This is a genomic window from Bordetella pseudohinzii (genome assembly GCF_000657795.2).
Lineage (GTDB): Bacteria > Pseudomonadota > Gammaproteobacteria > Burkholderiales > Burkholderiaceae_B > Bordetella > Bordetella pseudohinzii.
This window is the reverse complement of sequence record NZ_JHEP02000005.1, coordinates 1-24,690: the sequence shown is the minus strand read 5'-3', so window position 1 is coordinate 24,690 and position 24,690 is coordinate 1. Positions and strand designations below refer to the sequence as shown.

20 protein-coding genes and 1 other RNA gene are annotated in these 24,690 nt (G+C 66.6%); 2 read left to right on the top strand and 19 right to left on the bottom strand.

Annotated features, from left to right (window positions below; translation table 11 throughout):
* Positions 1-48: 48 nt before the first annotated feature.
* From lpxC to rnpB, 16 genes are all read right to left on the bottom strand, one after another.
* Entirely contained in the window at positions 49-972 is a 924-nt protein-coding gene (gene lpxC, locus L540_RS08325; RefSeq protein WP_043215272.1) for a UDP-3-O-acyl-N-acetylglucosamine deacetylase, read from the bottom strand.
* A gap of 240 nt (positions 973-1,212) precedes the next feature.
* On the bottom strand, positions 1,213-2,397 hold the full coding sequence (gene ftsZ, locus L540_RS08320; RefSeq protein WP_043215274.1) for a cell division protein FtsZ: 1,185 nt from the start codon (positions 2,395-2,397) through the stop codon (positions 1,213-1,215).
* Positions 2,398-2,579: 182 nt separating this feature from the next.
* Entirely contained in the window at positions 2,580-3,806 is a 1,227-nt protein-coding gene (gene ftsA / locus L540_RS08315; RefSeq protein ID WP_029578502.1) for a cell division protein FtsA, read from the bottom strand.
* A gap of 4 nt (positions 3,807-3,810) precedes the next feature.
* A complete protein-coding gene (locus L540_RS08310; RefSeq protein ID WP_043215276.1) occupies positions 3,811-4,635 on the bottom strand; it encodes a cell division protein FtsQ/DivIB in 825 nt (274 codons plus the stop codon).
* An 8-nt stretch (positions 4,636-4,643) separates the two neighbouring features.
* Complete coding sequence (locus tag L540_RS08305; RefSeq protein WP_043215278.1) at positions 4,644-5,597, bottom strand: D-alanine--D-alanine ligase; 954 nt, start codon at positions 5,595-5,597, stop codon at positions 4,644-4,646.
* The gene (gene murC, locus L540_RS08300; RefSeq protein WP_043215280.1) at positions 5,594-7,000 is read right to left on the bottom strand and encodes a UDP-N-acetylmuramate--L-alanine ligase; all 1,407 of its coding nucleotides are present in this window, start codon (positions 6,998-7,000) and stop codon (positions 5,594-5,596) included. The genes L540_RS08305 and murC overlap by 4 nt, the downstream gene beginning before the upstream one ends.
* Complete coding sequence (gene murG / locus L540_RS08295) at positions 6,997-8,070, bottom strand: undecaprenyldiphospho-muramoylpentapeptide beta-N-acetylglucosaminyltransferase (RefSeq protein WP_043215283.1); 1,074 nt, start codon at positions 8,068-8,070, stop codon at positions 6,997-6,999. Before murG ends, murC begins: the two co-directional genes overlap by 4 nt.
* Positions 8,067-9,260: a putative lipid II flippase FtsW gene (gene ftsW / locus L540_RS08290; RefSeq protein WP_043215285.1), complete on the bottom strand. Its 1,194-nt coding sequence runs from the start codon at positions 9,258-9,260 to the stop codon at positions 8,067-8,069. Before ftsW ends, murG begins: the two co-directional genes overlap by 4 nt.
* Entirely contained in the window at positions 9,257-10,789 is a 1,533-nt protein-coding gene (gene murD / locus L540_RS08285; RefSeq protein WP_043215288.1) for a UDP-N-acetylmuramoyl-L-alanine--D-glutamate ligase, read from the bottom strand. The genes ftsW and murD overlap by 4 nt, the downstream gene beginning before the upstream one ends.
* Positions 10,786-11,955, bottom strand: coding sequence for a phospho-N-acetylmuramoyl-pentapeptide-transferase (gene mraY, locus L540_RS08280; RefSeq protein ID WP_029578495.1), 1,170 nt, complete (start codon positions 11,953-11,955; stop codon positions 10,786-10,788). Before mraY ends, murD begins: the two co-directional genes overlap by 4 nt.
* Positions 11,945-14,776: a bifunctional UDP-N-acetylmuramoyl-L-alanyl-D-glutamate--2,6-diaminopimelate ligase MurE/UDP-N-acetylmuramoyl-tripeptide--D-alanyl-D-alanine ligase MurF gene (gene murF / locus L540_RS08275; RefSeq protein ID WP_043215290.1), complete on the bottom strand. Its 2,832-nt coding sequence runs from the start codon at positions 14,774-14,776 to the stop codon at positions 11,945-11,947. Before murF ends, mraY begins: the two co-directional genes overlap by 11 nt.
* Complete coding sequence (locus tag L540_RS08270) at positions 14,773-16,506, bottom strand: peptidoglycan D,D-transpeptidase FtsI family protein (protein WP_043215292.1); 1,734 nt, start codon at positions 16,504-16,506, stop codon at positions 14,773-14,775. The genes murF and L540_RS08270 overlap by 4 nt, the downstream gene beginning before the upstream one ends.
* The gene (gene ftsL / locus L540_RS08265) at positions 16,503-16,790 is read right to left on the bottom strand and encodes a cell division protein FtsL (protein WP_043215295.1); all 288 of its coding nucleotides are present in this window, start codon (positions 16,788-16,790) and stop codon (positions 16,503-16,505) included. Before ftsL ends, L540_RS08270 begins: the two co-directional genes overlap by 4 nt.
* Complete coding sequence (gene rsmH, locus L540_RS08260; protein WP_043215299.1) at positions 16,790-17,863, bottom strand: 16S rRNA (cytosine(1402)-N(4))-methyltransferase RsmH; 1,074 nt, start codon at positions 17,861-17,863, stop codon at positions 16,790-16,792. The genes ftsL and rsmH overlap by 1 nt, the downstream gene beginning before the upstream one ends.
* 8 nt (positions 17,864-17,871) lie before the next feature.
* A complete protein-coding gene (mraZ, locus tag L540_RS08255; protein WP_029578489.1) occupies positions 17,872-18,300 on the bottom strand; it encodes a division/cell wall cluster transcriptional repressor MraZ in 429 nt (142 codons plus the stop codon).
* Between the two features lie 294 nt (positions 18,301-18,594).
* Positions 18,595-18,999: RNase P RNA component class A (gene rnpB / locus L540_RS21220), an RNA gene on the bottom strand.
* Positions 19,000-19,077: 78 nt separating this feature from the next.
* Between rnpB and L540_RS08250 the strand changes: the two genes are divergently transcribed.
* Positions 19,078-20,889: an ATP-binding cassette domain-containing protein gene (locus tag L540_RS08250; protein WP_043215301.1), complete on the top strand. Its 1,812-nt coding sequence runs from the start codon at positions 19,078-19,080 to the stop codon at positions 20,887-20,889.
* 25 nt (positions 20,890-20,914) lie between these two features.
* Here L540_RS08250 and pyrC read toward each other — a convergent pair whose 3' ends face one another.
* A complete protein-coding gene (gene pyrC, locus L540_RS08245; protein ID WP_043215302.1) occupies positions 20,915-21,973 on the bottom strand; it encodes a dihydroorotase in 1,059 nt (352 codons plus the stop codon).
* Between the two features lie 12 nt (positions 21,974-21,985).
* On the bottom strand, positions 21,986-23,179 hold the full coding sequence (locus L540_RS08240) for a M20 aminoacylase family protein (protein ID WP_043215303.1): 1,194 nt from the start codon (positions 23,177-23,179) through the stop codon (positions 21,986-21,988).
* 148 nt (positions 23,180-23,327) lie between these two features.
* Between L540_RS08240 and L540_RS08235 the strand changes: the two genes are divergently transcribed.
* Positions 23,328-23,606: an SWIB/MDM2 domain-containing protein gene (locus tag L540_RS08235; protein WP_025517203.1), complete on the top strand. Its 279-nt coding sequence runs from the start codon at positions 23,328-23,330 to the stop codon at positions 23,604-23,606.
* A 233-nt stretch (positions 23,607-23,839) separates the two neighbouring features.
* Here L540_RS08235 and L540_RS08230 read toward each other — a convergent pair whose 3' ends face one another.
* Positions 23,840-24,214 carry a DUF4870 family protein gene (locus L540_RS08230; RefSeq protein WP_043215304.1) on the bottom strand — a complete coding sequence of 125 codons (375 nt, stop codon included), beginning with the start codon at positions 24,212-24,214 and terminating at the stop codon, positions 23,840-23,842.
* Positions 24,215-24,690: the final 476 nt, after the last annotated feature.

Here is a 24,690-nt window from a genome sequence, read left to right as displayed (position 1 = left end):
CAGGGGGCCCCAGGGGCCGCCAGGGCCCGGATGGAAGGAAATGCCGGATCAGGCCAGCTTCCACTCGTGGCGGAAGGCCTGCGGCGCCTCCGCCTGGGACTCATAAGTGACCAGTTCCCAGGCGTCCTGCTGCTGGAGCAGGGCACGGGCCAGCTGGTTGTTCAGGGCGTGACCGGACTTCTGGGCCACATAGCGCGCCACCAGCGGCTTGCCCAGGAGGTAGAGGTCGCCGATGGCGTCGAGGATCTTATGCTTGACGAACTCGTCGTCATAGCGCAGCCCGTCGCTGTTGAGGACGCGGTATTCGTCCATCACGATGGCGTTGTCCAGGCTGCCGCCGCGCGCCAGGCCCATCGAACGCAAGGCCTCGACCTCATTGACGAAACCAAAGGTGCGGGCGCGGGCGATCTCGCGCACATACGAATGGGTCGCAAAATCGATCTCGGCGAAATTGGCGGTCGAGTCGATGGCCGGATGGCGGAAATCGATGGAAAACGCCAGCGCGAAGCCTTCATGCGGCTCCAGGCGGGCCCATTTTTCATTGCGGCCCTCGCCCTCGCGCACCTCGATGGGCTTGAGCACGCGAATGAATTGTTTGGGCGCGTTCTGTTCGACGATGCCGGCCGAGCGCAGCAAATACACAAAGGTCGCGGCGCTGCCGTCCATGATCGGCACTTCTTCGGCCGTCAAGTCGATATGCAGGTTGTCGATACCCAGGCCCGCCAGGGCGGACATCAGGTGCTCGACGGTCGACACGCGCACATTGCCCTGTTGCAGGACCGAGGCCATGCGGGTATCGCCCACCCCAGTCGCCTGAGCGGGAAGATCGACCACTTGAGGCAGGTCGACGCGGTGGAACACGATACCCGTGTTGGGCTGCGCGGGGCGCAGCGTCAACTCGACCCGCCGTCCGGAATGGACGCCGACGCCGGTCGTGCGGACGAGATTTTGTATGGTGCGCTGTCGAAACATAATTGGTGCTTTTATGACCAGCCGGCCGGAGCGGCCCTCCCCTATATTAGGGATACCCTCGGCTTGATAGTTCCATTGTAACCCCGTGGCCAAACCCATGCCACGCACATGCAACAATATACGCCCCAGATCCGACCCTAAATTTCGGGCGGCAAAGCTCCTGCGCCCGTCCGCCCTGGGGAGGGAGCGGACGGGCGTTGAGGGAGTACCGCGCCCGTGGCGGAACGGGCGCCGCGACGCTTAGTCGGCCTGCTTGCGCAGGAAGGCCGGGATATCGAAGTGATCCATCCCCGAGCTTTCCAGCGCGCGCACCTGGGCCGACGCCTGCGAGCGCGGATTGCGCATCACCGACGGCATGTCCAGACCGCGGTAGTCGCCATTCTGGCCGGCCAGCATGCCGCCCATCGGCATGTTGTCGGTGCCGGTGCGCAGTTCTTCAGCGGCTGACTGCACCAGTTGCGGACGCGCGGCGGCGCGGCCCAGGCCGGTCGCCACGACAGTCACGCGCAGGTTCTCGCCCATGGTCTCGTCATAGGCGGTGCCAAAGATCACGGTGGCGTCTTCCGAAGCGTAGCTGCGGATGGTTTCCATGATCTCGCGCGTTTCGCGCATCTTCAGCGACCGGCTGGACGTGATGTTGACCAGCACGCCGCGGGCGCCGTTGAGGTCCACGCCCTCGAGCAGCGGGCAGGCAATCGCCTTTTCGGCCGCCACGCGGGCACGGTCGGCGCCGCTGGCGGTCGCCGTGCCCATCATGGCCTGGCCCTGCTCGCCCATGATGGTCTTCACGTCTTCGAAGTCGACGTTCACATTGCCTTCGACATTGATGATCTCGGCAATGCCGGCGCAGGCGTTGTGCAGGATGTCGTCGGCCGACTTGAAGCAATCCTCCTGGGTCGCGTCTTCGTCCATGAGCTCATACAGGTTCTCGTTCAGGACCACGATGAGCGAATGGACATGCTTGCCCAGTTCGGAAATGCCTTCTTCAGCCATCTTCAGGCGCTTGTTGCCTTCGAAGCTGAACGGCTTGGTCACGACGCCGACCGTCAGGATGCCCAGTTCCTTGGCGACTTCCGCCACCACGGGACCGGCGCCCGTGCCCGTGCCACCGCCCATACCTGCGGTGATGAACACCATATGGGCGCCGTTGAGCGCGGAACGGATTTCCTCGCGAGCCGTTTCGGCGGCCGCGCGGCCTTGCTCGGGCTTGGCGCCCGCGCCCAGGCCGGTGCGGCCCAGGCGGATCTGCACCGGAGCGTTGGTCGCCGCCAGCGCCTGAGCGTCAGTGTTGGCGCAAATGAAATCGACGCCGCTGACACCGCTGCGAATCATATGCGCGACGGCATTGCCGCCGGCACCACCAACACCAACGACCTTGATAACGGTCCCTTTGGCGTTGCTCTCAAGCATCTCAAAGTTCATCATGATGACTCCCTCATAAGTCCGATTTCGAAAAGCCGAAAATCCCCAACAACCTGTTTTCAATCGCCTCAATTCCGCAGCCGACTGGCTATCAATCCGCTACGGAGTTGAGACGCTCCCTCTTTCGCCACCGGCCCCAGGCTGCACGGTCAGTAACGAGGAATGGGCCCGCCCCCATCCCTGAATCAGTTCATGAACCACTCCTTCATGCGCGCCAGCAGGCTCTTGAAATTGCCTGTCTGCGCGGCGACCTTGCGGCCGCGCACGCGCTGCATGCGCGCTTCCTGCAACAAACCCATGACCGTCGAGAAGCGCGGATTGCGCATCACATCGGCCAGGCTGCCTTCGTATTCCGGCACGGCCACGCGCACCGGCTTGAGGAAGACATCCTCGGCCAGCTCTATCATCCCGGGCAGCTGCGCCGAACCGCCGGTCAGGACCACGCCCGAGGCGAGCAGATCCTCATAACCGGAATCCCGCACGACCTGCTGCACCAGCGAGAACAGCTCTTCGACACGCGGCTCGATAACGGCTCCCAATGCCTGGCGCTTAACCTGGCGCGGGCCGCGATCGCCCAGGCCGGGCACTTCGACAGTCTCGTCGGGACTGGCCAGCACCTGCTTGGCCACGCCGTAACGCAGCTTGATCTCTTCGGCGTCCGGCGTCGGCGTGCGCAGCATGGCGGCGATGTCATTGGTGATCTGGTCGCCGGCGATGGGAATCACCGCGGTATGGCGGATGGCCCCGCCCGTGAAGATCGCCACATCGGTGGTGCCGCCGCCGATATCGACCAGCACCACGCCCAGTTCTTTCTCGTCGGCCGTCAGGCAGGCCAGGCTGGAGGCCAGCGGCTGCAGGATCAGGTCCTGGACCTCCAGGCCGCAGCGGCGCACGCACTTGACGATGTTCTGGGCGGCGCTGACCGCGCCGGTCACGATATGCACCCGGACTTCGAGGCGCAGGCCGCTCATGCCGATCGGCTCGCGGATGTCCTCCTGGCCGTCGACGATGAACTCCTGGGTGAGCACATGCAGCACCTGCTGGTCGGTGGGGATGTTCACCGCCTTGGCCGTCTCGATCACGCGCGCCACGTCGGTCGCGGTGACTTCCTTGTCCTTGACCGCGACCATGCCGCTCGAATTGAAGGAGCGGATATGGCTGCCCGCGATGCCGGTGTAGACGTCGCGGATCTTGCAGTCGGCCATCAGCTCGGCTTCTTCAAGCGCGCGCTGGATGGAGTTGACGGTGGTCTCGATATTGACCACGACGCCCTTGCGCATGCCGCGCGACTCGTGCTGTCCCAGCCCGAGCACCTCGAAGCGGCCTTCGGGCAGGATTTCGGCCACCACCGCAACCACCTTGCTGGTGCCGATATCGAGGGCGACGATTAGGTCCTTGATGTCACGGGTCATGGCGTCAATTTTTCTTGGCAGGTTTCGGTTTGGAATGTGATTTGCTTTCCGACGGGGGCAGCGGCGCGAGGGCCAGCGCAAAGCCGTTCGGGTAACGCAGGTCTGCGCCCGTCACCGTGCGCCCCTCCAGACGGCCGGCCACCCCGGGCCAGACTTGCACAAAACGTTGAATACGCGCGGCAAACGGCAAGGCGCCCGGCAGCCCGTGCGGATCCGGCGCGTCCGCGCCCGGATCGCGCCCGAGGTCCAGCGTCATGCCGTTGGACAGCACCGCCTTCCAGGCATAGCGCGGGCTGAGTTCCAGTTCCTTGACGTGCAGATCCAGCGGCGCGAACCAGCGCGCCAGCTCGGCATAGCGCTGCACCACCAGGCTCTCCGCGCCGTCCGGCCCGGCGAATTGCGGCAAGGCGTCCTCGTCGTCCAGCTCGCCGGTGTTGGCCGTGAACGCCTCGCCCCAGGTGTTGATCATCTGGTTTTCGTTCCACAGCGCCAGGGGCTGCTGCTCCTCGATGCGCACGCGCAGGGTATTGGGCCAGATGCGGCGCACGGTGGCATGGCGCACCCAGGGCACCGACTCGAACACTTCGCGCGCCTCGTCCAGGTCCACGGTAAAGAAATTGCCCTTGAACCGGCCCGCGATGGCCGAGCGCACCGAACCGGGCGACACGTAGTGCAACTCGCTGTCCGGCATGGGTTCGAGCTCGACGGCGGCCAGGTTGAAATAGGGCCGTTGCGCCACCCACGCCACGCCGGCCAGCAGCAAGGCGGCGACCGCCAGCACGGCAAGCGTGTTGGCGATCAGATTGATGGTGCGAGCCTCGTTCCACACAGAGCGTCCTATTCTTTGGTGCGCGCCGGAGCGCGCAGCTTGCAAGATGCATCGGCCAGGATGGCCACGCAGAGTTCGGCATAGCTCATGCCGACCGCGCGCGCGGCCATCGGGACCAGGGAGTGGCTGGTCATGCCGGGAGACGTATTCATCTCCAGCAGCCAGGGCCGGCCCTGCGCATCGAGAATGAAGTCCGCGCGCCCCCACCCTTCGCAGCCGAGGGCGCGGTAGGCCTGGACGGCGATCGCTTCGACCTGCGCGGCCACCCCTTTGGGCAGGTCGGCCGGGCAGTAATACTTGGTGTCGTCGGTGAAGTACTTGTTCTGGTAGTCGTAGTTGCCATCGGGCGCCACGATCTCGATGACGGGCAGCGCGCGCGCGCCGCGGCCCGCGCCCAGCACGGCGACCGTCAGCTCGCGGCCGCGCACAAATTGCTCGGCCAGCACGGTCTCGTCGAAGTGCGAAGCCGAGGCATAGGCCTGCCTCATGTCGGAATAACCCGCCACCTTGGTGATGCCGACGGTGGAGCCCTCGTGCGGCGGCTTCAGGATGAGCGGCAAGCCAAGCCGGTCGGGCACCAGGCGCAGCTCGGTCTTGGCATCGATTTCTTCGAAGGCCGGCGTGGGCAGGCCATGCTGCAGCCAGATGCGCTTGGTCAGGATCTTGTCCATCGCCACGGCCGACGCGGCCACGCCGCTGCCCGTGTAGGGGATGTTCAAGAGTTCGAGGGCGCCCTGGATCGCGCCGTCTTCGCCATAGCGGCCATGCAGGGCGATGAAAACGCGGTCAAAACCCGCCGCCTGAAGCTCGGCCAGGCTCTGTTTGCCGGTATCGAACAGGTGCGCGTCCACGCCGGCGCTGCGCAGCGCTTCGTGCACACCCGCCCCCGACATGAGCGACACCTCGCGTTCGGCGGAACGACCGCCGTAAAGCACGCCCACTTTTCCGAAATGCTGTGTCATGCGTGCTCTCCCAACTGCGACGGAACCTTGCTGATCGAGCCGGCGCCCATGACGATCAGCACGTCGCCGTCGCGCATGAAGTCGCGCACCGCCTGGGGCAGCTCGGCGACGTCCTCGACGAACAGCGGCTCGACCTTGCCGGCCACGCGCAATGCGCGCGACAGCGCGCGCCCGTCGGCGGCCACCAGCGGCGCCTCGCCCGCGGCATAGACTTCGGTCAGGAGGACGGCGTCCGCCGTGCCGAGCACCCGCACGAAATCCTCGAAGCAATCGCGCGTACGGGTGTAGCGGTGCGGCTGGAAGGCCAGCACGATGCGGCGATCCGGCCAGGCTCCCCGGGCGGCGGCCAGCGTGGCCGCCATTTCGACCGGATGGTGGCCGTAGTCATCGATCACGGTATAGGTGCCGCCGCCATGCTCCTGCGATACGGGGTAGTCGCCCCACTGCGTGAAGCGGCGGCCCACGCCCTTGAAGGCGGCCAGCGCCTGGCCGATGGCCTCGTCGGACACGCCCAGCTCGGAGGCCACGGCGATGGCCGCCAGCGCATTGCGCACATTGTGCAGGCCCGGCAGATTGAGTTCGACATCGAGGGCCGGCAGCTCGGCATCGCGGTCGCGACGGCGCACGGTGAAACACATGCGCGTGCCTTCGGCGCGCACGTTCTCGGCGCGCACCTGCGCCTCGGGGCTCAGGCCATAGGTCGTGATGGGGCGCGACACGAAGGGCATGATTTCGCGCACATTGGCATCATCGACGCACAGTACGGCCGACCCATAGAAGGGCAGGCGTTGGGTGAACTCGATGAACGCGCTCTTCAGGCGCGCCACATCGTGTCCATAGGTGTCCATGTGGTCGGCGTCGATATTGGTGATGATCGCCATCACCGGCAGCAGGTTCAGGAAGGAGGCATCCGACTCGTCGGCTTCCACGACGATGAACTCGCCCTGCCCCAGCTGGGCATTGGCGCCCGCCGAATTCAGGCGCCCGCCGATCACGAAGGTCGGGTCCAGGTTTCCGGCGGCCAGCACGCTGGCCACCAGGCTGGTCGTCGTGGTCTTGCCGTGCGTGCCGGCCACGGCGATGCCGCGCTTGAGCCGCATGAGCTCGGCCAGCATGACCGCGCGCGGCACGACTGGGATACGGGCCGCGCGGGCCGCGATGACTTCGGGATTGTCGCCGGCCACGGCGGTCGAGGTGACGATGGCGTCGGCGCCGGCCACATTCTCGGCCGCGTGGCCGATGGAGACCTTCAGGCCCAGATCCGCCAGGCGCCGCGTGACGGCCGACTCGGCCAGGTCGGAGCCGCTGACCACGTAGCCCAGGTTGAGCAGGACTTCGGCGATGCCGCTCATGCCCGAGCCGCCCACGCCTACGAAATGAATATGTTGAATGCGATGTTTCATGATTGACGCCTCGCTGCCGCCATGCAGACGTCGGCGATATGTTCCGCCGCGTCCGGACGCGCTTGCGCGCGCGCCCGCTCGGCGACGGCTTGAAGTTCTATACGGTTGCGTTGCTCCAGCCAATCGGCCAGCCACTCGGGCGTCAGCGCGCTCTGCGCTTGCAGCCAGGCGGCCTGCACGTCGCTCAGGTAGCGCGCATTGGCTGTCTGGTGGTCGTCGATGGCATGGGGGAAAGGCACGAACAGCGCGGCCACGCCGGCCGCCGCGACCTCGGCCACCGTCATGGCGCCCGCGCGGCAGATCAGCAGATCGGATCGGGCCAGCGCGCCGGCCATGTCGTCGATGAAGGCCAGGCACTCGGCCTGCACCCCCGCCGCGGCATAGGCGTCCTGCAGCGCTTGCAGATGCTGCGCGCCGGCCTGGTGCGTCACCATGGGACGCCGCGAGGGCGCGATCCGGGCGAGCGCCTGGGGCACCACGGTATTGAGCGCCTGCGCCCCCAGCGATCCGCCCACCACCAGGATGCGCAAAGGCCCCTGGCGCTCGGCGTAGCGCTGCGCGGGCGCATCCAGCTGGCAGAGATCGGCCCGCACTGGATTGCCGACATCCTCGGCGCCGGGCAGGACATTGGGGAAGCCCGTGAGCACCCGGCTGGCCATGCGCGCCAGCCAGCGGTTGGCCGTGCCGGCCACGGCGTTCTGCTCATGGATCACCATGGGCGTGCGCCGCAAGGCCGCGACCAGGCCGCCCGGAAAGGCGACGTAACCGCCCATGCCCAGCACCACATCCGGCCGGATGGCCGACAGATGGCGCCAGGCCTGGGCCACGGCCCGGGCCAGCAAGAACGGCAGCTTGAACAAGGCCGCGGCGCCACGGCCGCGCACGCCCTGGAAGCGCAGGGGAGCCAGGGCGATGCCCCGCGCCGGCACCAGCTTGCCTTCCATCTTGTCGGGATTGCCCAGCCAGCGCACTTGCCAGCCGCGCTGGCGCAGGATGTCCGCCACGGCCAGGCCCGGCATGATGTGGCCGCCGGTGCCGCCGGCCATGATGAGGATGGTGGGCGCGCTCATACGCGGCCTCCCCGCATCATCACGCGGTTTTCGTAGTCCACGCGCAGGAGCATGGCCAGGGCGCAGAGATTCATCACGATGCCCGAACCGCCATAGCTCATCAGCGGCAGCGTCAGCCCCTTGGTCGGCAGCAGGCCCAGGCAGACGCCCATATTGATGAAGGCCTGCACACCGAACCACATGGCCACGCCATGGGCCACGAGGCCAGCAAAGGTGCGCTCCATGGCGATGGCCTGGCGCCCGATGTCGAAACCGCGCTGCAGAATGATGCCGAACAGCACGATGACCAGCATGACGCCGGCAAAGCCCAGTTCTTCGCCCACGACCGCCATGAGGAAGTCGGTATGCGCCTCGGGCAGGTAATGCAGTTTTTCCACGCTGGCGCCCAGGCCGACGCCGAACCATTCGCCACGTCCCAGCGCGATCAGCGAATGCGACAGCTGATAGGCGCTGCCATAGGCATTCTCTTCGTTCCAGGGGTCGAGATAGGCGAACAGCCGCGCGCGGCGCCACGGCGACAGCCAGATCAGCATCAGGAAGGTGCTGACCAGCACCGCCAGCAGGCTGCTGAAATACTTGCCGTTGATGCCGCCCAGGAACAGGATGCCGATGGCGATGGCGACAATCACCATGAAGGCGCCAAGGTCGGGCTCGAGCAGCAGCAACATGCCGACGCCGCCCAGCGCGCAGGCCATGGGCAGAAAGCCGCGCGCAAAGGCCTGCATATGCTCCTGCTTGCGCACGGTGTAATCCGCGGCATACAGCAAGGCGGCCAGCTTCATCAGTTCGGAGGGCTGGAAATTCAGCGGCCCCAGGGGAATCCAGCGATGCGCCCCGTTGACCTCGCGGCCGATGCCCGGAATCAGCACGGCCACCAGGAGGACCAGCGACACCATGAATAGCGGCACGGCCAGGCGCTGCCAGACGCGGATGGGCACGGTCAGCACCAGGGCGCCGGCCAGCAGGCCGGCCGCCATGAATAGCCCGTGGCGGACCACGAAATAGTAGCGGCCGTAAGAGGCATAGCGCGGACCGTCGGCCAGGCCGATGGAGGCCGAATACACCATGAGCAGACCGAGCAGCAACAGCGTCGAGGCCGCCACGATGAGCGGCAGATCGCTGTTGCGCATGCGCGTGCGTCCGGGGCGGACGGCGTTGACGCTGGTGGTCAGCTCGGCGAACAGGCTCATGCCACCTCTCCCCTATCCCGGGCCAGTTCCTCGACCTCTTCGGCGAAGACTTCTCCGCGGTGCGGATAGTTGCGGAACATGTCCAGGCTGGCGCAGGCCGGCGACAGCAGCACGGCGTCGCCCGGCTGGGCCAGCTCAGCCGCCAGGCGCACAGCCTGGCGCATATCCTCGGCGCTCACGATCTGGATGCCGGTGGGCGCGAGCACCTCGCCGATGGCCGGGCCATCCACGCCGATCAGCACCACCGCGCGCGCATGCCTGGCCACGACGGGGCGCAGCGGCGAGAAATCCTGCCCCTTGCCCTGACCGCCGGCGATCAGCACCACGGTCTGGCCCAGGCCTTCGAGCGCGGCCACCGTGGCGCCGACATTGGTGCCCTTGCTGTCATTGATGTAGTCCACGCCGCCGATATTGCGCACGAAGGCGGCGCGATGCGGCTCGCCGGCATACTCGCGCAAGGCGCGCAGCAGCGGCCCCCAGCCCAGGTCCAGGACCCGCGCCAGCTGCAAGGCCGCCAAGGCGTTGAGCGCATTGTGCACGCCGCGGATACGCAGGGCATCGACCGGCATCAGGCGGCTCATGCGGCCTTGGCCGCGCTGCGGCGGCGGAGCATCTTTCTTGCGGCGCACGGGCGGCGCCGGCTCGTCGAAGTCGCTGGGCTCGCAAGCCACCAGCCATGCCACGCCCTGCCCGAGCTCCAGGCCCATGTCGCCCACGCGCTCCGGCAAGTCGCGCCCGAAGCTGCGCACATCCAGGCTCCCGATATCGGGGACCATGGCGGTGGTCAGCGGATCATCGCGGTTGACGATGGCCACGCGCGCCATCTTGAGCAAACGCGCCTTGGCCTGCGCATAGGGCTGCATGCCGCCATGCCAATCCAGGTGGTCCTGGGTGACGTTCAGGACCACGGCCGCATCGGCGTTCAGGCTGCGTGTGGTTTCCAGCTGGAAACTGGACAACTCAAGCACCCAGACATCGGGCAATTGGTCGTGATCGAGGGCGTCCATCAGCGACGTCAGGGCGGCCGGGCTGATATTGCCGGCCGCGCGCGCGCTCAGGCCGCTGGCCTCGATCAGTTGGCGGGTCAAGGCGGTCACCGTGGTCTTGCCATTGGTGCCGGTCACGGTCAGCAGCCGGGGCCGGTAGTCGCGCGCCTCGGCCAGCTGGGCCAGGGCGCGGGCGAACAGTTCAATCTCGCCCACCACCTCGACGCCGCGCGAGGCGGCCGCCGCCAGCAGGCTGGCCGTGGGCTCCTGGCCCGGCGCCAGGCCCGGGCTGAGCACGAGTTGCGAGACGCCGTCGAGCAGCGCCGGATCGAAATGCCCGGCGCAGCCCAGGTGGTACTCGACTTCCGCCTCGCGCAAGGCGGCGCGCAGGCCGTCCAGCCCTCCCGGCTGCGCGCGGGTATCCGCCACGCGAAGGCGGGCGCCTTCGCGTGCGCACCAGCGCGCGGCGGCCACGCCCGTCTCGCCCAATCCGAGGATCAGGACAAGCGGCGCGTCGGCACGGGAAGAGTCTTCGGTGTTCATCGCAACTTCAGCGTCGAAAGGCCAATCAGCACCAGCATCATGCTGATGATCCAGAAACGGACGACGACCTGGGTTTCTTTCCAGCCGCCGACTTCAAAATGGTGGTGCAGCGGCGCCATCCTGAAGATGCGCCTGCCCTGCCCATACTTGCGCTTGGTGTACTTGAACCAGGTCACCTGCAGCATCACGGACAGGGTCTCGACCACGAAGACGCCGCCCATGATGAAAAGCACGATCTCCTGGCGCACGATCACCGCGATGGTCCCCAGCGCGCCGCCCAGCGCCAGCGCGCCGACGTCGCCCATGAAGACCTGCGCCGGATAGGCGTTGAACCACAGGAAGGCCAGCCCCGCCCCGCCGATGGCCGCGCACAGCACCATCAGTTCGGAGGCGCCCGGGATATACGGAAACAGCAGGTATTTGGAGTAATCGACGCGCCCCACCACATAGGCAAAGATGCCCAGCCCGGCGCCCACCATGACGGTGGGCATGATGGCCAGGCCATCCAGACCGTCGGTCAGGTTGACCGCATTGCTGGTGCCGACGATCACGAACCAGGTCAGGGCCACGAAGCCCAGCACGCCCAGGGGATAGCTCACCGACTTGAAGAAGGGCACGATCAGGTCGGCCCGCGTGGGCAGCGGCATGCTGAAACCGCTGGCGACCCAGGCCTTGAAGAGCGGCCACAGCTCGGTATTGGCCGGCGCCGACACGGCGAAAGCCAGGTAGACCGCGGCCACCAGGCCTATCGTGGCCTGCCAGAAGAATTTCTGGCGCGCGGGCATTCCTTCGGGGTCGCGGTACACCACCTTGCGGTAGTCGTCCATCCAGCCGATCCAGCCAAAGCCGAAGGTCACCAGCAGCACCACCCACACGAAGCGGTTGGTCCAGTCGGCCCACAGCAGCGTGCTGATGGCGATGGAAATCAGGATAAGAGCGCCACCCATGGTGGGCGTGCCCGTCTTGACCAGGTGCGACTCGGGACCGTAGGCGCGCACGGCCTGGCCGATCTTCATTTCGGTCAGCTTGCGGATCACCCGTGGACCGGCCGCCAGCCCGATGAGCAGGGCCGTGGCGCAGGCCAGGACGGCGCGCAAGGTGATGTATTCCAGCACGCCGATGGCGCGCACATCGTCGGAGAGCCAACGGGCAATTTCAAGCAGCATGCTTGTCCCCTTGGCCCGGGGCCGTCTCGTTGTCGTTTACAGAAAAAGCCGTCACTACCCGCTCCATGCGCATAAAGCGCGAACCTTTTACCAATACGCTGGCCGGGCGCATGCCGCGCAAGGCGGCAACGACTTCGTCTACCGATGCGCAGGCGCGCGCCTTCCCTCCGAATTCGGCCGCGGCCGCTCGGCTGGCGTCACCTAGCGTGAACAATGCGTCGATCCCATGATCGCGCGCGTACCCGCCAACTTCACGATGCATGGCGGGACCGTTGTCCCCGACCTCGCCCATATCTCCGAGCACAAGCGCGCGCGGACCGGGCAGCTGCGCGAGGACCTCGATGGCCGCGCGTACCGAGTCGGGGTTCGCATTGTAGGTGTCATCGATGAGCAACGTACCGTCACTCATTTCCTTGCGTTGCATGCGTCCCTTGACCGCGGCAAACCCCTGCAGGGCGCGGATCGCGCTGGTCAAGGGCGCGCCAGCGGCGAGCGCGCAGGCAATCGCGGCCAGGGCATTGCGCAAATTGTGCCCACCCGGCACTGGCAGGGCCAGTTCCGCCACCCCCGCGGGCGTTACCACACGACACAAGGTGCCGGAGACGCCAGGACGGATTTCTTCCGCATAAACGTCCAGCCCGGGCTGCAGGCCAAAGCGCAGCACGCGCCGGGCGCCGGCCAGCTCGTCCCAAATGGCGGTGTAGGGATCGTCGCCGGGATACACGGCCACACCCTCTTGCGGCAAGGCGGCGATGACCGCCCCGTTCTCGCGCGCCACGGCCTCGACCGTGTGCATGAACTCCTGGTGCTCGCGCTGGGCATTGTTGACCAGCGCCACCGATGCCTGCGCCATCTGCGCCAGCTGGGCAATCTCGCCTGGGTGGTTCATGCCCAGCTCGAACACGGCGGCGCGATGCTGGGCACGCAGGCGCAGCAGCGTCAGCGGCAGGCCGATGTCATTGTTGAAGTTGCCGGCGGTCGCCAGCCTGTGCTCCTCGCCCTGCCAATCGGCCAGGATGGCGGAGATCATTTCCTTGGTGGTGGTCTTGCCGTTGCTGCCGGTCACGGCGATCGCCGGCAAGGCGAACCGGGCGCGCCAAGCCGTCCCCAGGCGCGCCAGCGCCTGGCGCGTATCGCCGAGCACGAGCTGCGGCAGGCTGGCATCGGCCACCGGGTGGGCCACCACCGCGGCGCAGGCGCCCGCGGCCTGCGCCTGGGCAAGATAGTCATGGCCGTCGAAGGACTCGCCGGTCAGCGCCACAAAGAGCTGGTTGGCCGCGATGCTGCGGGTATCGGTCGACACACCGCTGACATGCGGCAGCAGCAAGGCCGCGCGCGCCCACTCGCGATCATCGAAGGCCAGCTTGCGGCCGGAGATTTCCTGGTAGGTCTCATGCCCCTTGCCGGCCAGCAGGACAACATCCTCGGACTTGCTGGTCCAGATCGCCTGCATGATGGCCAGGGCGCGATCGACCTGGGACTCGGCGCGGACATTCGCGCCCACGCCCGCCAGCACCTGATCGATGATGGCCTGGGGCGACTCACTGCGCGGATTATCGCTGGAGACGATGATGCGGTCGGCCAGGTCGCCGGCAATACGCCCCATCTCCGGACGCTTGCCCGGATCGCGGTCGCCGCCGCAGCCAAACAGGCAAACCAGGGCACCGCCGCGCGCCTGCGCCACCGGCCGCAAGGCCATGAGCGCGCGCGACAAGGCGTCCGGCGTATGCGCATAATCGACCACGACCATGGGCCCCTGGCTGGGAATCGTCAGTTGCGCGAGCGCCGGCGCGGCCACGGTTTGCAGACGGCCATCGACCGGCACGGCGGCCGCGACTTCGCGGGCCACCGCCGACATCGACCAGCCCAGCTTGAGCAACATGCCCGCGACCAGCAACAGATTGGAGACATTGTGGCGGCCCAGCAGCCGGGTGACGACCTGGGCCTCGCCCTGCGCGGTCTTCAGGGTGAAAACCTGGCCATGCGCGGTCGCCTGCAGGTCGCGGGCGAGCACATCGCCTTCGGCCCGCTCGGTCGAATAGGCGCTCGCGAATCCCGCCGGCAGCCTGGCCAGCAGACGCAGGCCGGCGGGGTCGTCGGCGTTGATCACGGCGCCCTGCAGTCCCGGCCAATCGAACAGCAAGGACTTGGCCGCCTCGTAGTTCTCCATGGTGCCGTGGTAATCGAGGTGGTCTCGCGTCAGATTGGTGAAGCCCGCGACCACCAGGCGCACATTGTCCATGCGGCCCTGCTCCAGGCCGATGGAGGACGCCTCCATCGCCACCGCCTGCGCCCCGGCGTCGCGCATGGCGGCCAGCCAGCGGTGCACGGTGATCACATCGGGCGTGGTCAGGCTGCCGCCCAGCGAGCGGCCGTCCGGCAGCAAACCGCCCAGCGTGCCGATGGTGGCGCAGGGCTTGCCCAGGCGAGTCAGCGCCTGAGCCAGCCAATGCGCGCAGGAAGTCTTGCCATTGGTGCCCGTGACGGCAAGCACGGTCAGGCTGGCGGACGGCTGGCCATACCAGCCATCGGCCAATTCGCCCAACATGCCGCGCAGGCCGGCCACGCCCAGCAGACGGGCATCCTGCGGCACGGCCGCGGTCAGGGCGTCGCTGTCATAGACCACGGCGGCCGCCCCGGCGGCCAGCGCCTGCGCGATATAGAGACGGCCGTCGCCATGCACGCCGCGGCAAGCGACGAACACATCGCCCGGGCGCAGGTCGCGCGAATCCAGCCGCAGGTCGGCCGAGGCCCCCACCTGGCCGCGCAGCTTCTGCAAGACCGGCAGCGAACTGCCCACGGCGGCGCGGTGCATGCTCATCGCCCCCCCCCGCCTTCGACACCCGCGACGATGGTGGACTCGAACGGCGCGTCGGGCTGCACGCCCATCAGGCGCAGCGTGCCGCCCACGATGCTGGAGAACACGGGCGCGGCGATGGCCCCGCCGTAATATCCGCCCACCTGCGGCTCGTCGATGGACACGGCCACGACCACCTTGGGATTGGACACCGGGGCAAAGCCCACGAAAGAACTGCGATACCGCTGCAGACTGTACTTGCCGTCGACGATCTTGCGCGCCGTGCCGCTCTTGCCGGCCACCCGGTAGCCCTGCACCTGGGCCGCCTTGGCGCCATCGGGGCCGGCCGCGGCCTCCAGCATGGCGCGGATCAAGCCGGCGGTTTTGGGGGTATAGATCTTCACACTGGTCGGATCGCTGTCACGCTTGACCAGGGTCAAGGAAACCATATCGCCGTCGCGCGCGAACACGGTATAGGCGCGCGCCACTTGCAGCAGCGACACCGACAGGCCATAACCGTAGGCCATCGTCGCCTTCTCGATCAGGCGCCAGCGGTCCCAGGGACGCAGGCGTCCGGGCGCCGCGCCCGGGAAACCCAGCTGCGGAGCCTGTCCCAGGCCCAGCTCGGTGAAGCGATCCCACATCTCGCGAGCCTGCAGCTTCTCGGAAATCATGGTCATGCCGATATTGCTGGAGCGGCGCAGCACCCCGGCCACGTCCAGCACGCCGTTGCGGCTGACATCGCTGATCGTGGAGCCCTGGTATTGGAAACGCCCATTGCCGGTGTCGAAGGTGGTCGAGGTGGAGATCCGGCCCAGGTCCAAGGCCAGGGCCGCCGTGAAGGGCTTCATGATGGAGCCCGGCTCGAAGGTGTCCGTGATCGCCTGATTGCGCAGCGTGGAGACCTTCCAATTTTCGCGGCGGTTGGGATCGTAGGAAGGCAGGTTGGCCAAGGCCAGGACTTCGCCGGTATGCACGTCCAGCACCACGGCCGTGGCGGCGCGCGCCTGGTGCTTGTCCAGCGCGGCCTGCAGTTCCTTGTAGACCAGGTATTGCAGCCGGGTATCGATGGACAGGCGCAGATCGCGCCCGTCGACCGGCAAGGTCACCGCCTGCACATCCTCGATGACGCGCCCCAGACGGTCCTTGATCACGCGGCGGGTGCCGGGGCGGCCGGAGAGCTGCTGGTTAAAGGTCAGCTCCACGCCTTCCTGGCCCTGGTCTTCGACGTTGTTGAAGCCCACGATATGGGCGGTCACTTCGCCCTCAGGGTAGTAGCGGCGCGATTCCGGCTGCTGGTGTATGCCGGGCAACGCCATCTGCTTGATCTTCTCGGCCACATCCATCGGCACCTGGCGCTTGATATAGACGAAATTGCGGTCCTCGTCCGTGAGCCGGCGGCGCAGTTCGGCGGCCGGCGTATCCAGCAGCTTGGCCAGCGTGTTGATCTGCTCGGGCGTGGCGACCTTGGCGTCCTCGGGAATGGCCCAGATGGCGCGGGCCGGCACGCTGGAGGCCAGCACGACGTTGTTGCGGTCCATGATCTTGCCGCGCGTGGCCGCCAGGGTCAGGGTGCGCTCATAGCGCCGCTCGCCTTGCTGCTGCAGGAACTCATTGGACAGGCCTTGCAGGAACAGGGCGCGGCCGGCCAGCACCAGCAAACCGGCAAACAGCAATATCAGCACCAGGCGCGCGCGCCACATGGGCAGTTGCCCGCGCAGCACCGGATTGTCGAAGAAGGGCACGCGCCTCATTGCCCGCCTCCCGCCGCGGCGGCCGGCTGCGCCATATAGATCGTGCGATCGGGCACGATGGGAATCATCTTGAGATCGTCGCGCGCGGCGCGATCGACCCGGGCATTGCGGGCCAGCTCGGCGCGCTCGAGCTGCAGGCGGCGCCAGTTGGTGTCCAGATCGCGGGCCTCAGCCTGGCCGCGCCCCAGCTCTATATAGAGCTGGCGCGACTGATAGCGGCTCGTCACCAGGGAGATGGCCGAGAGCATCAGCAAGGCGGCAACGATGAGGCTGGCACGACCCATTAGCGGCGTCTCCCCTTGCTGGCTTCGGCCGCGCCGGGCACGCCCGGCACGAAACCGGCCGCGCCATCCGGCGGCAGCGGCTGCGAGGTCCGCTCGGCCGCGCGCAGAATGGCCGAGCGCGAGCGGGCATTGCCGGCGACTTCGGCGTCGTCGGCAACGACCTTGCCCAGGGATTGCAGAATGGGTTGGGGGAGTTCGCTTTCACGCAGGGGCAGACGCGGATGCGCGGCCGCGGGCCTCGCGGCCGCCGCGATGCACTGCTTGACCATCCGGTCTTCCAGCGAGTGAAAACTGATCACTGCCAACCTCCCCCCTGGGGCAAGCAGCTCTATAGCTGACGCGAGGGCGCGCGCGAGCTCTTCGAGTTCCCGATTGATGTAAATCCGTAGAGCCTGAAAGGTGCGTGTGGCCGGATGCTGCCCCTTTTCGCGCGTGCGGACGGCGCTGGCGACGCACTCGGCAAGCTCGAGCGTGGTGCGCAGCGGCCGTGTTGCGCGGCGAGCAGCAATCGCCTTTGCAACCTGAAAAGCAAACCGTTCTTCGCCATAATCTGCGATCACCTCCCGCATTTCTTCCACACTGGCTTGCGCCAGCCAATCCGCAACCGTGGGACCACGGCTCGTATCCATACGCATGTCCAGCGGGCCGTCTCGCATGAACGAGAACCCCCGGCCGGCATCGTCAATCTGGGGCGACGACACGCCCAGATCCAGCATCACGCCATCGATCCGATCGATGCCGCGCGCCGTCAATTCCTCGGCCATGGTGGCAAAGCCCCCATGAACCACCTGCACCCTGCCATCCCCGGCGGCCAGTTCCTGCGCCACCGCGATGGCCTGGGGATCTTTATCGAACACCACCAGCCGGGCCTGCGGCCCCAGCCGCCGCAACAGTTCGCGACTGTGCCCACCCCGGCCAAACGTCCCGTCGACGAAGACACCGCCCGCGCGCCGGCTCTCGGCCGCCGCCTCATCCTGGGAACGCTTGCGGGAAGCCCCCCTGCCGCCGAAATCGGCTTGCAACAAGGCATCCACCGTCGGCTCCAGCAGGACGGGCCGGTGTTCGAATTCCATAGTCGGTTTCAGAACGAAAACTGGTTCAACACGTCCGGCATCCCCTGGGCCAGATCTTCCGCCTCGCGGCGGGCCAGGGAAGCGGCATCCCAGAGCTCGAAGTGCGTGCCCATGCCGAGCAGCATCACGTCGCGCGTCATTCCGGAAGCGTTGCGCAGTTCGGGAGCGATGAGCACACGGCCGGAGCCGTCGATCTCAACGTCCTGGGCATTACCCAACAACAACCGCTGCAGCGCGCGCGCCGACATCGGGAAAGCCGCGATTTGCTCGCGCTTCTTTTCCCACTCGGGTCGCGGATAGACCAGCAGACAGCCGTCCGGGTGGCGAGTCAGGGTCAGCCGGCCTTCGGCCTGCGACACCAGGGCGTCACGATGCCGGGTCGGAATCGAGATCCGGCCCTTGGCATCCAACGTGAGCGCGCTGCTTCCCTGAAACACAGATTTGCCCCACTTAATTGCACAAATTCCTACTTTTTCCCACTCTACGGGAAGGCACAAGACGGGTCAAGCCGGCAGTTGCAAATTTTTCAATCACAACAAGGACTTAGAGCAACTTGCGAATGAAGGGACAGAGAAAACATCCTGATAAATCAGGATCTTGCGCAGGGAACTCAAAGTCCTTAGTCAAGAAATGGCCGCAAACAAGCGGTTTCTCGCTCGGACCAGTCGGCGGATAAGGGAGTCGTGGCGCGGGTCGCCGGCCATGGGCCTATCGCGACGCGAAGAAGAAAAAAGCAAAGCAGATCTATAGGCCGGATTCTGTACGCCAGGTTGCCCTGGCGGGCAATCATTCCTCTGGGCGAACCATTGCTGGAACGCTCTAGCCACCTACCCGCATGCTCGAGCGAGCCGCCCTTTCAGGCCCGAAGGCCCGGCGCATGCCTATTTGGTGTTGCTCCGGATAGAGGTTGCCGCGTTTCACCCTGCGATGCCGGAGGCCGTTGCCGGCCGCCGCGGCACGGAGATGGCCGTGCCGGTGCATTCTTGCGAATGCCCGCCCCGCAGACTCGTCTCTGTGGCCCTATTCCTCGGCTTGACGCTCGCGCGCCTCGCCGGACGGCCGTTAGCCGCTATCCCGCCCTGTGGAGTCCGGACCTTCCTCGATGGACGAACCACCGCGATTGCCCGATCTGCCTTGCGGCGGGCATTGTAGTACACCCAGCCCCGTCGGCCGGTTCCTGCGACAATACGGGCTACGTTTCGCGCAGAATCCCCATGGCTCAAAACACGCTTATCTCCCTGACCAATGCCCAGCTGGCCTACGGCCACCATCCCCTGCTAGACCATGCCGACTTCGCCATCCAGGAGGGCGAGCGCATCGGCCTGATCGGGCGCAATGGCGCGGGCAAGTCTTCGCTGCTGCGCCTGCTGGACGGCCGCAGCCAGCCCGACGACGGCGATATCAGCCGCACATCCGGCCTGCGGGTGGTCACGGTCGAGCAAGAGCCCGAGCTGGACGAAACGCGCACCGTCTACGAGGTCGTGAGCGACGAGCAAGCCCATCCCGAAGACTGGCAACGCCCGGCGCGCGTGCGCGCCACCCTGGAAAAACTCGGCCTGCCCGCCGACGCCCTGATCGCGGGCCTGTCCGGAGGCACCCGCAAGCGCGTGGCCCTGGCCCGCGCGCTGGTCGACCAGCCCGACCTGCTCTTGCTGGACGAACCCACCAATCACCTGGACTTCGAGGGCATCGCCTGGCTCGAAGAGCTGCTGCGCACCTGGAAAGGCGCCGCCGTCATCATCACCCACGACCGCCGCTTCCTCGACGCCATCGCCACGCGCATCGTCGAACTGGACCGCGGCAGGCTGTTGAGCTTTCCCGGCAATTTCAGCCAGTGGCAGGAGCGCAAGGCGCAATGGCTGGAGGCCGAACGCCTGGAGCAGGCCCGCTTCGACAAGCTCCTGGCGCAGGAAGAGGTCTGGATACGCAAAGGCGTCGAGGCCCGCCGCACCCGCAACGAAGGCCGGGTCCGCCGGCTCGAGCGGCTGCGCGTGGAGCGCGCCGAGCGGCGCGAGCGCGTGGGCAACGTCAACCTGGCGGTCGCCCAGGGCCAACGCTCCGGCAAGATCGTGGCCGAGCTGCGCGACGTCAGCAAGGTCTTCGGCGACAAAACCGTGGTCCGCGACTACTCGACCACCATTCTGCGCGGCGACCGCATCGGCATCATCGGCCCCAACGGCGCCGGCAAGACCACGCTGCTGAAGATCATCCTGGGCCAGTTGCCGCCGGACAGCGGCAGCGTGCGCACCGGCACCAATGTCGAGGTCGCGTATTTCGACCAGATGCGCGCCCAGCTGGACGAAGACGCCGCGCTGGCCGACATCATCAACCCCGGCAGCGAATGGGTCGAGATCGGCGGCACGCGCAAACATGTCATGAGCTACCTGGGCGATTTTCTCTTCTCGCCCGCCCGCGCCGGCTCGCCGGTGCGCAGCCTGTCAGGCGGCGAGCGCGCCCGCCTGCTGCTGGCCCGGCTGTTCGCCCGGCCGGCCAATGTCCTGGTGCTGGACGAGCCCACCAACGACCTCGATATCGAAACGCTGGAACTCCTCGAAGAACTGCTGCAGGACTACGCGGGCACGGTGCTGCTGGTCAGCCACGACCGCGCCTTCCTGAACAATGTGGTCACGCAGACCATCGCCTACGAGGGCGAGGGCCGCTGGCGCGACTATGTCGGCGGCTATGACGAATGGCTGCTGCAGCGCCCGCAACCCGCCGCGGCCACACCGGCCCCCGCGCCGGCTCCCGCGGCCCCGGCCGCCGCGCCGCGCGCCAAACCGGCGCGGGCCGCCAAGATCAGCTCCTGGGAACTGCGCGAGCTCGAAGAATTGCCCGATGTGATCGCCGGCCTGGAGGCCGAGCAAGGCGCGCTCAGCGCCAAGCTGGCCGACGGCAGCCTCTATCGCGACGCGCCCCAGGAAGTCGAACGGATCCAGGCCGAACTGGCCCGCATCGAAAAAGATCTCGAAGCCAAGTTCGAACGCTGGGAAGCGCTCGAAGAACGGCGCGCGGCCAGCGGCGGCTGAGCCGCCCCGGGCCGCCGCGCGCGCCTCAGCCCTTGACGCGCCAGCGCAAGGCCTCGCCGGCCGCCAGGGGCACCAGCGAGGTATCGCCGAAAGGCACTTCCTCGGGGATGGTGAAATCCTCGCGCAAGAGCGTCAGGCTGCCCGTATTGCGCGGCAGGCCATAGAAATCCGGCCCGTGGTGGCTGGCAAAGCCTTCGAGCTTGTCCAGGGCGCCCGCGTTCTCGAAGGCCGTGGCGTAAAGCTCCATGGCATGCAACGCCGTATAACAGCCGGCGCAGCCACAGGCGTTTTCTTTCAGACCGCGGGCATGGGGCGCGCTATCGGTGCCCAGGAAAAAACGCGGGCTGCCGCTGGTCGCCGCCGCGACCAGGGCCTGGCGATGCGCTTCGCGCTTGAGAATGGGCAGGCAATACCAATGCGGGCGCACACCGCCTTGGAAGATCGCATTGCGGTTGTACAGCATGTGCTGCGGCGTGATCGTGGCGGCGATCGGCCCCTCGGCGTCACGCACATACTCGGCGCCGTCCTTGGTGGTGATGTGCTCGAACACCACCTTCAGGCCAGGGTAGGCACGGCGCAGCGGCTGCATGACGCGCTCGATGAAGACCGCTTCGCGGTCGAAGACATCGATGGCCGGATCCGTGACTTCGCCATGCACCAGCAAAGGCATGCCGGCTTTCTCGAGGGCGCCCAGGGCCGCGCCGCACTTGCCCAGCAAGTCCGTGACGCCGGCATCGGAATTGGTCGTGGCGCCGGCGGGATATAGCTTCACGGCATAGACCTGGCCGCTGGCCTTGGCGCGCTCGATCTCGGCCGCCGGCGTGTTGTCGGTCAGATAGAGCGTCATCAGCGGATTGAAATCCACCGTATCGCCCATGGTCTTCTTCAAGGCCGCGACAATGCGCTCGCGATAGGCCAGCGCCTGCTCGGTGGTCGTCACCGGCGGCTTGAGGTTGGGCATGATGATGGCGCGCGCGAACTGGCGCGCCGTATCGCCCACCACCGCCTCCAGCGCCGCGCCATCGCGCAGATGCAGGTGCCAGTCGTCGGGGCGGGTGATCGAAAGTTGAGCAGGGTTGGGCATGAATGAGGGCCTTTACTCGGCCAAAGGCATGCCGCGCTCGGCCAGGGCGGCGAACATGGCGCTGCCCAGCGGAATCACGGCGTCATTGAAATCGAAACGGGAGTTGTGCAGCACGCAGCCCGACTCCGCTCCGCCTTGTCCAAGGCGGAAATAGGCGCCAGGCTTGGCTTGCAGCATAAACGAAAAATCCTCCGAGCCCATGGACGGAATCAGATCGCGCACGACCTTATCCTTGCCCACCATCTCGGTGGCGATATCGGCGACCAGCGTGGCGTGCTGCGGCGTGTTGAGCGTAGCCGGGTAGATGCGCTCATAGTTCACCTCGGTGGTCGCTCCGAACGCGCCGGCGATCGAGGTGGCCAGCTCGCGCATGCGCGTCTCGACCATCTCCTGCACCGACTTGCGGAAGGTGCGCACGGTGCCCACCATCTTGGCCTCGCGCGGAATCACACTCATGGCGCCGGGATGGCCGGCCTGGACCGAGCCGATGGACACCACGGCAGAATCCAGCGGATTCACATTGCGCGACACAATGGTCTGCAGCGCCGTGATGAGATGGCCGGCGACCGTCACGGGGTCTATGGTCTGGTAGGGGTGGGCGCCATGCCCGCCCCGGCCGTTGATGACGATCTCGAAACGGTCGGCCGCCGCCATCATCGGACCGGAATTAACGCCTATGGTGCCTGGAGGCAGGCCTGGCCAGTTGTGCAGGGCATAGATGGCATCACAGGGGAAGGTATCGAACAGGCCGTCGTCCATCATGGCCTTGGCGCCGCCACGGCCCTCCTCGGCCGGCTGGAAGATCAGCACGGCCGTGCCATCGAAATTGCGCGTCTGGGCGAGATAGCGCGCCGCGCCCAGCAAGACAGCCGTATGCCCGTCGTGGCCGCAGCCATGCATCAGCCCCGGCTTGGTGGACTTGTGCGCGAAATCATTGTCCTCGCCCATGGGCAGGGCGTCCATATCGGCCCGCAGACCTATCATCCGACCGCTATCGCAGCGTTTGCCGCGGATCACCCCCACCACGCCCGTCTTGCCGATGCCGCGGTGCACCTCCACCCCCAGGGCCTCCAGGGCGCCGGCGACGATGCCGGAAGTCCGCACCTCTTCGAACCCCAATTCAGGGTGGGCGTGCAAATCGCGGCGCAGGGCCGTCAACTCGTCATGGAAAAGCCGGATCGACTCGAGCGGAGAGCGTGCGTACATAGGACGTTACAGGAACATGGCGAAGGGGTGTGTATAGGCCGATTTTAGTTGCTACAGAGGATAAATGCCTTTGTCTTTACCCTGGAGACACGTTATGCTGCGGCCCGCAGGACATTTTTTCCAACATCCAGAGAAGGAGCGCCGCATTATGGCCACACCCTCCAAAACCGCGACCACGCGCAAACCGAATGCCGCGTTTATGAAGCCCCTGACCCCCAGCGCCGAGCTGGCCGCTGTCATCGGCTCGGAAGCCGTGCCGCGTACCGAGGTCACCAAAAAGATCTGGGACTACATCAAAAAGCACAACCTGCAAGACGCCAGCAACAAGCGCAACATCAACGCCGACGCCAAGCTGCGCCCCATCTTCGGCAAGGATCAGGTCACGATGTTCGAACTGACCAAGCTGGTCAACGCTCACCTGAAGTAAGCAGCAGGGTCGAGGGCGTACCTCGTACGTCCCTTCCTTGCACGCGGCACCGCCAGTGCCCGCCCAAGCAGGCCGGGAGCCGCTGTCCTGCCTACCCGGCCATGCTGTCCTGCATCGCCTCTCTCTCGCCTCCCCTCTCTCGCTTCCCTTGCTATCCCGCCCGCCGCGTCGCACGGTAGCGCGCACGCGCAAAAAAGCCGGCTCGCGGCCGGCTTGTGGGCGTCGATAGCCGCTCAGGCGTAGCTGGACGGAGGATTGCCCTCAAGCAGCGCCAGCCAGCCCTTGATCAAGCGATAGAGCACCCATATCACGGCGGCCACCATGCCGATCCAGCCGATGTAGATCAGCATCAACACGAAGCTGATCGCCAGCCAGAGCAGCGACCACCAGAACGTGCGCAGCAGCCAATCGAAGTGCGAGGCATAGACCGTGCCAGCGGTATCCGAGCGCTTCAGATACATCAGCACCACGGCCGCGAGCGTCGCCACACCCAAGATACCGCCAGTCAGGAAGCCCAGCGCAAACAGGCCGTAGGAAACATGCGTCAGCGTGCGCAGATCCGGGGATTGGGAACCCGGTACGGGATTGGGAGATTCACTCACGATCACTGCTCCATCGAATACATTCGCCCAATCTTACCGCACTATGCCGGACGTTCCCGACAGCCGTTGTTATTTGGGTACGCAGTGAAACATTGCCCTTGCCCTGCCTTGTCAAGCCTGGGTTTTCCTTGTGCCGACTAGCGGCCGGTCCTCGCCGTGACGACGGGCCTTGCCGCGGCCGTCACCCGTGGTGTCAGACACCGAGCCCGCCGTCGCCCGAGGTGTCAGACACCGAGTGGCAGGATGGTTCAGTGCGGGCCGGCGCATCAGGGTGTCTGACACCGCCCGCATTGGCGTATCGCGGTGACTGACGGCGAAGGCGTTGTGGCGGCCGCCGCAATAGGCGTTGCCGCGGCCGTGGCCTGAGGTGTCAGACACCAAGTGGCGGGGTGGTTGGGTGCGGGCCGGCGTATCAGGGTGTCTGACACCGCCCGCATTGGCGTATCGCGGCGACTGACGGCGAAGGCGTTGTGGCGGCCGCC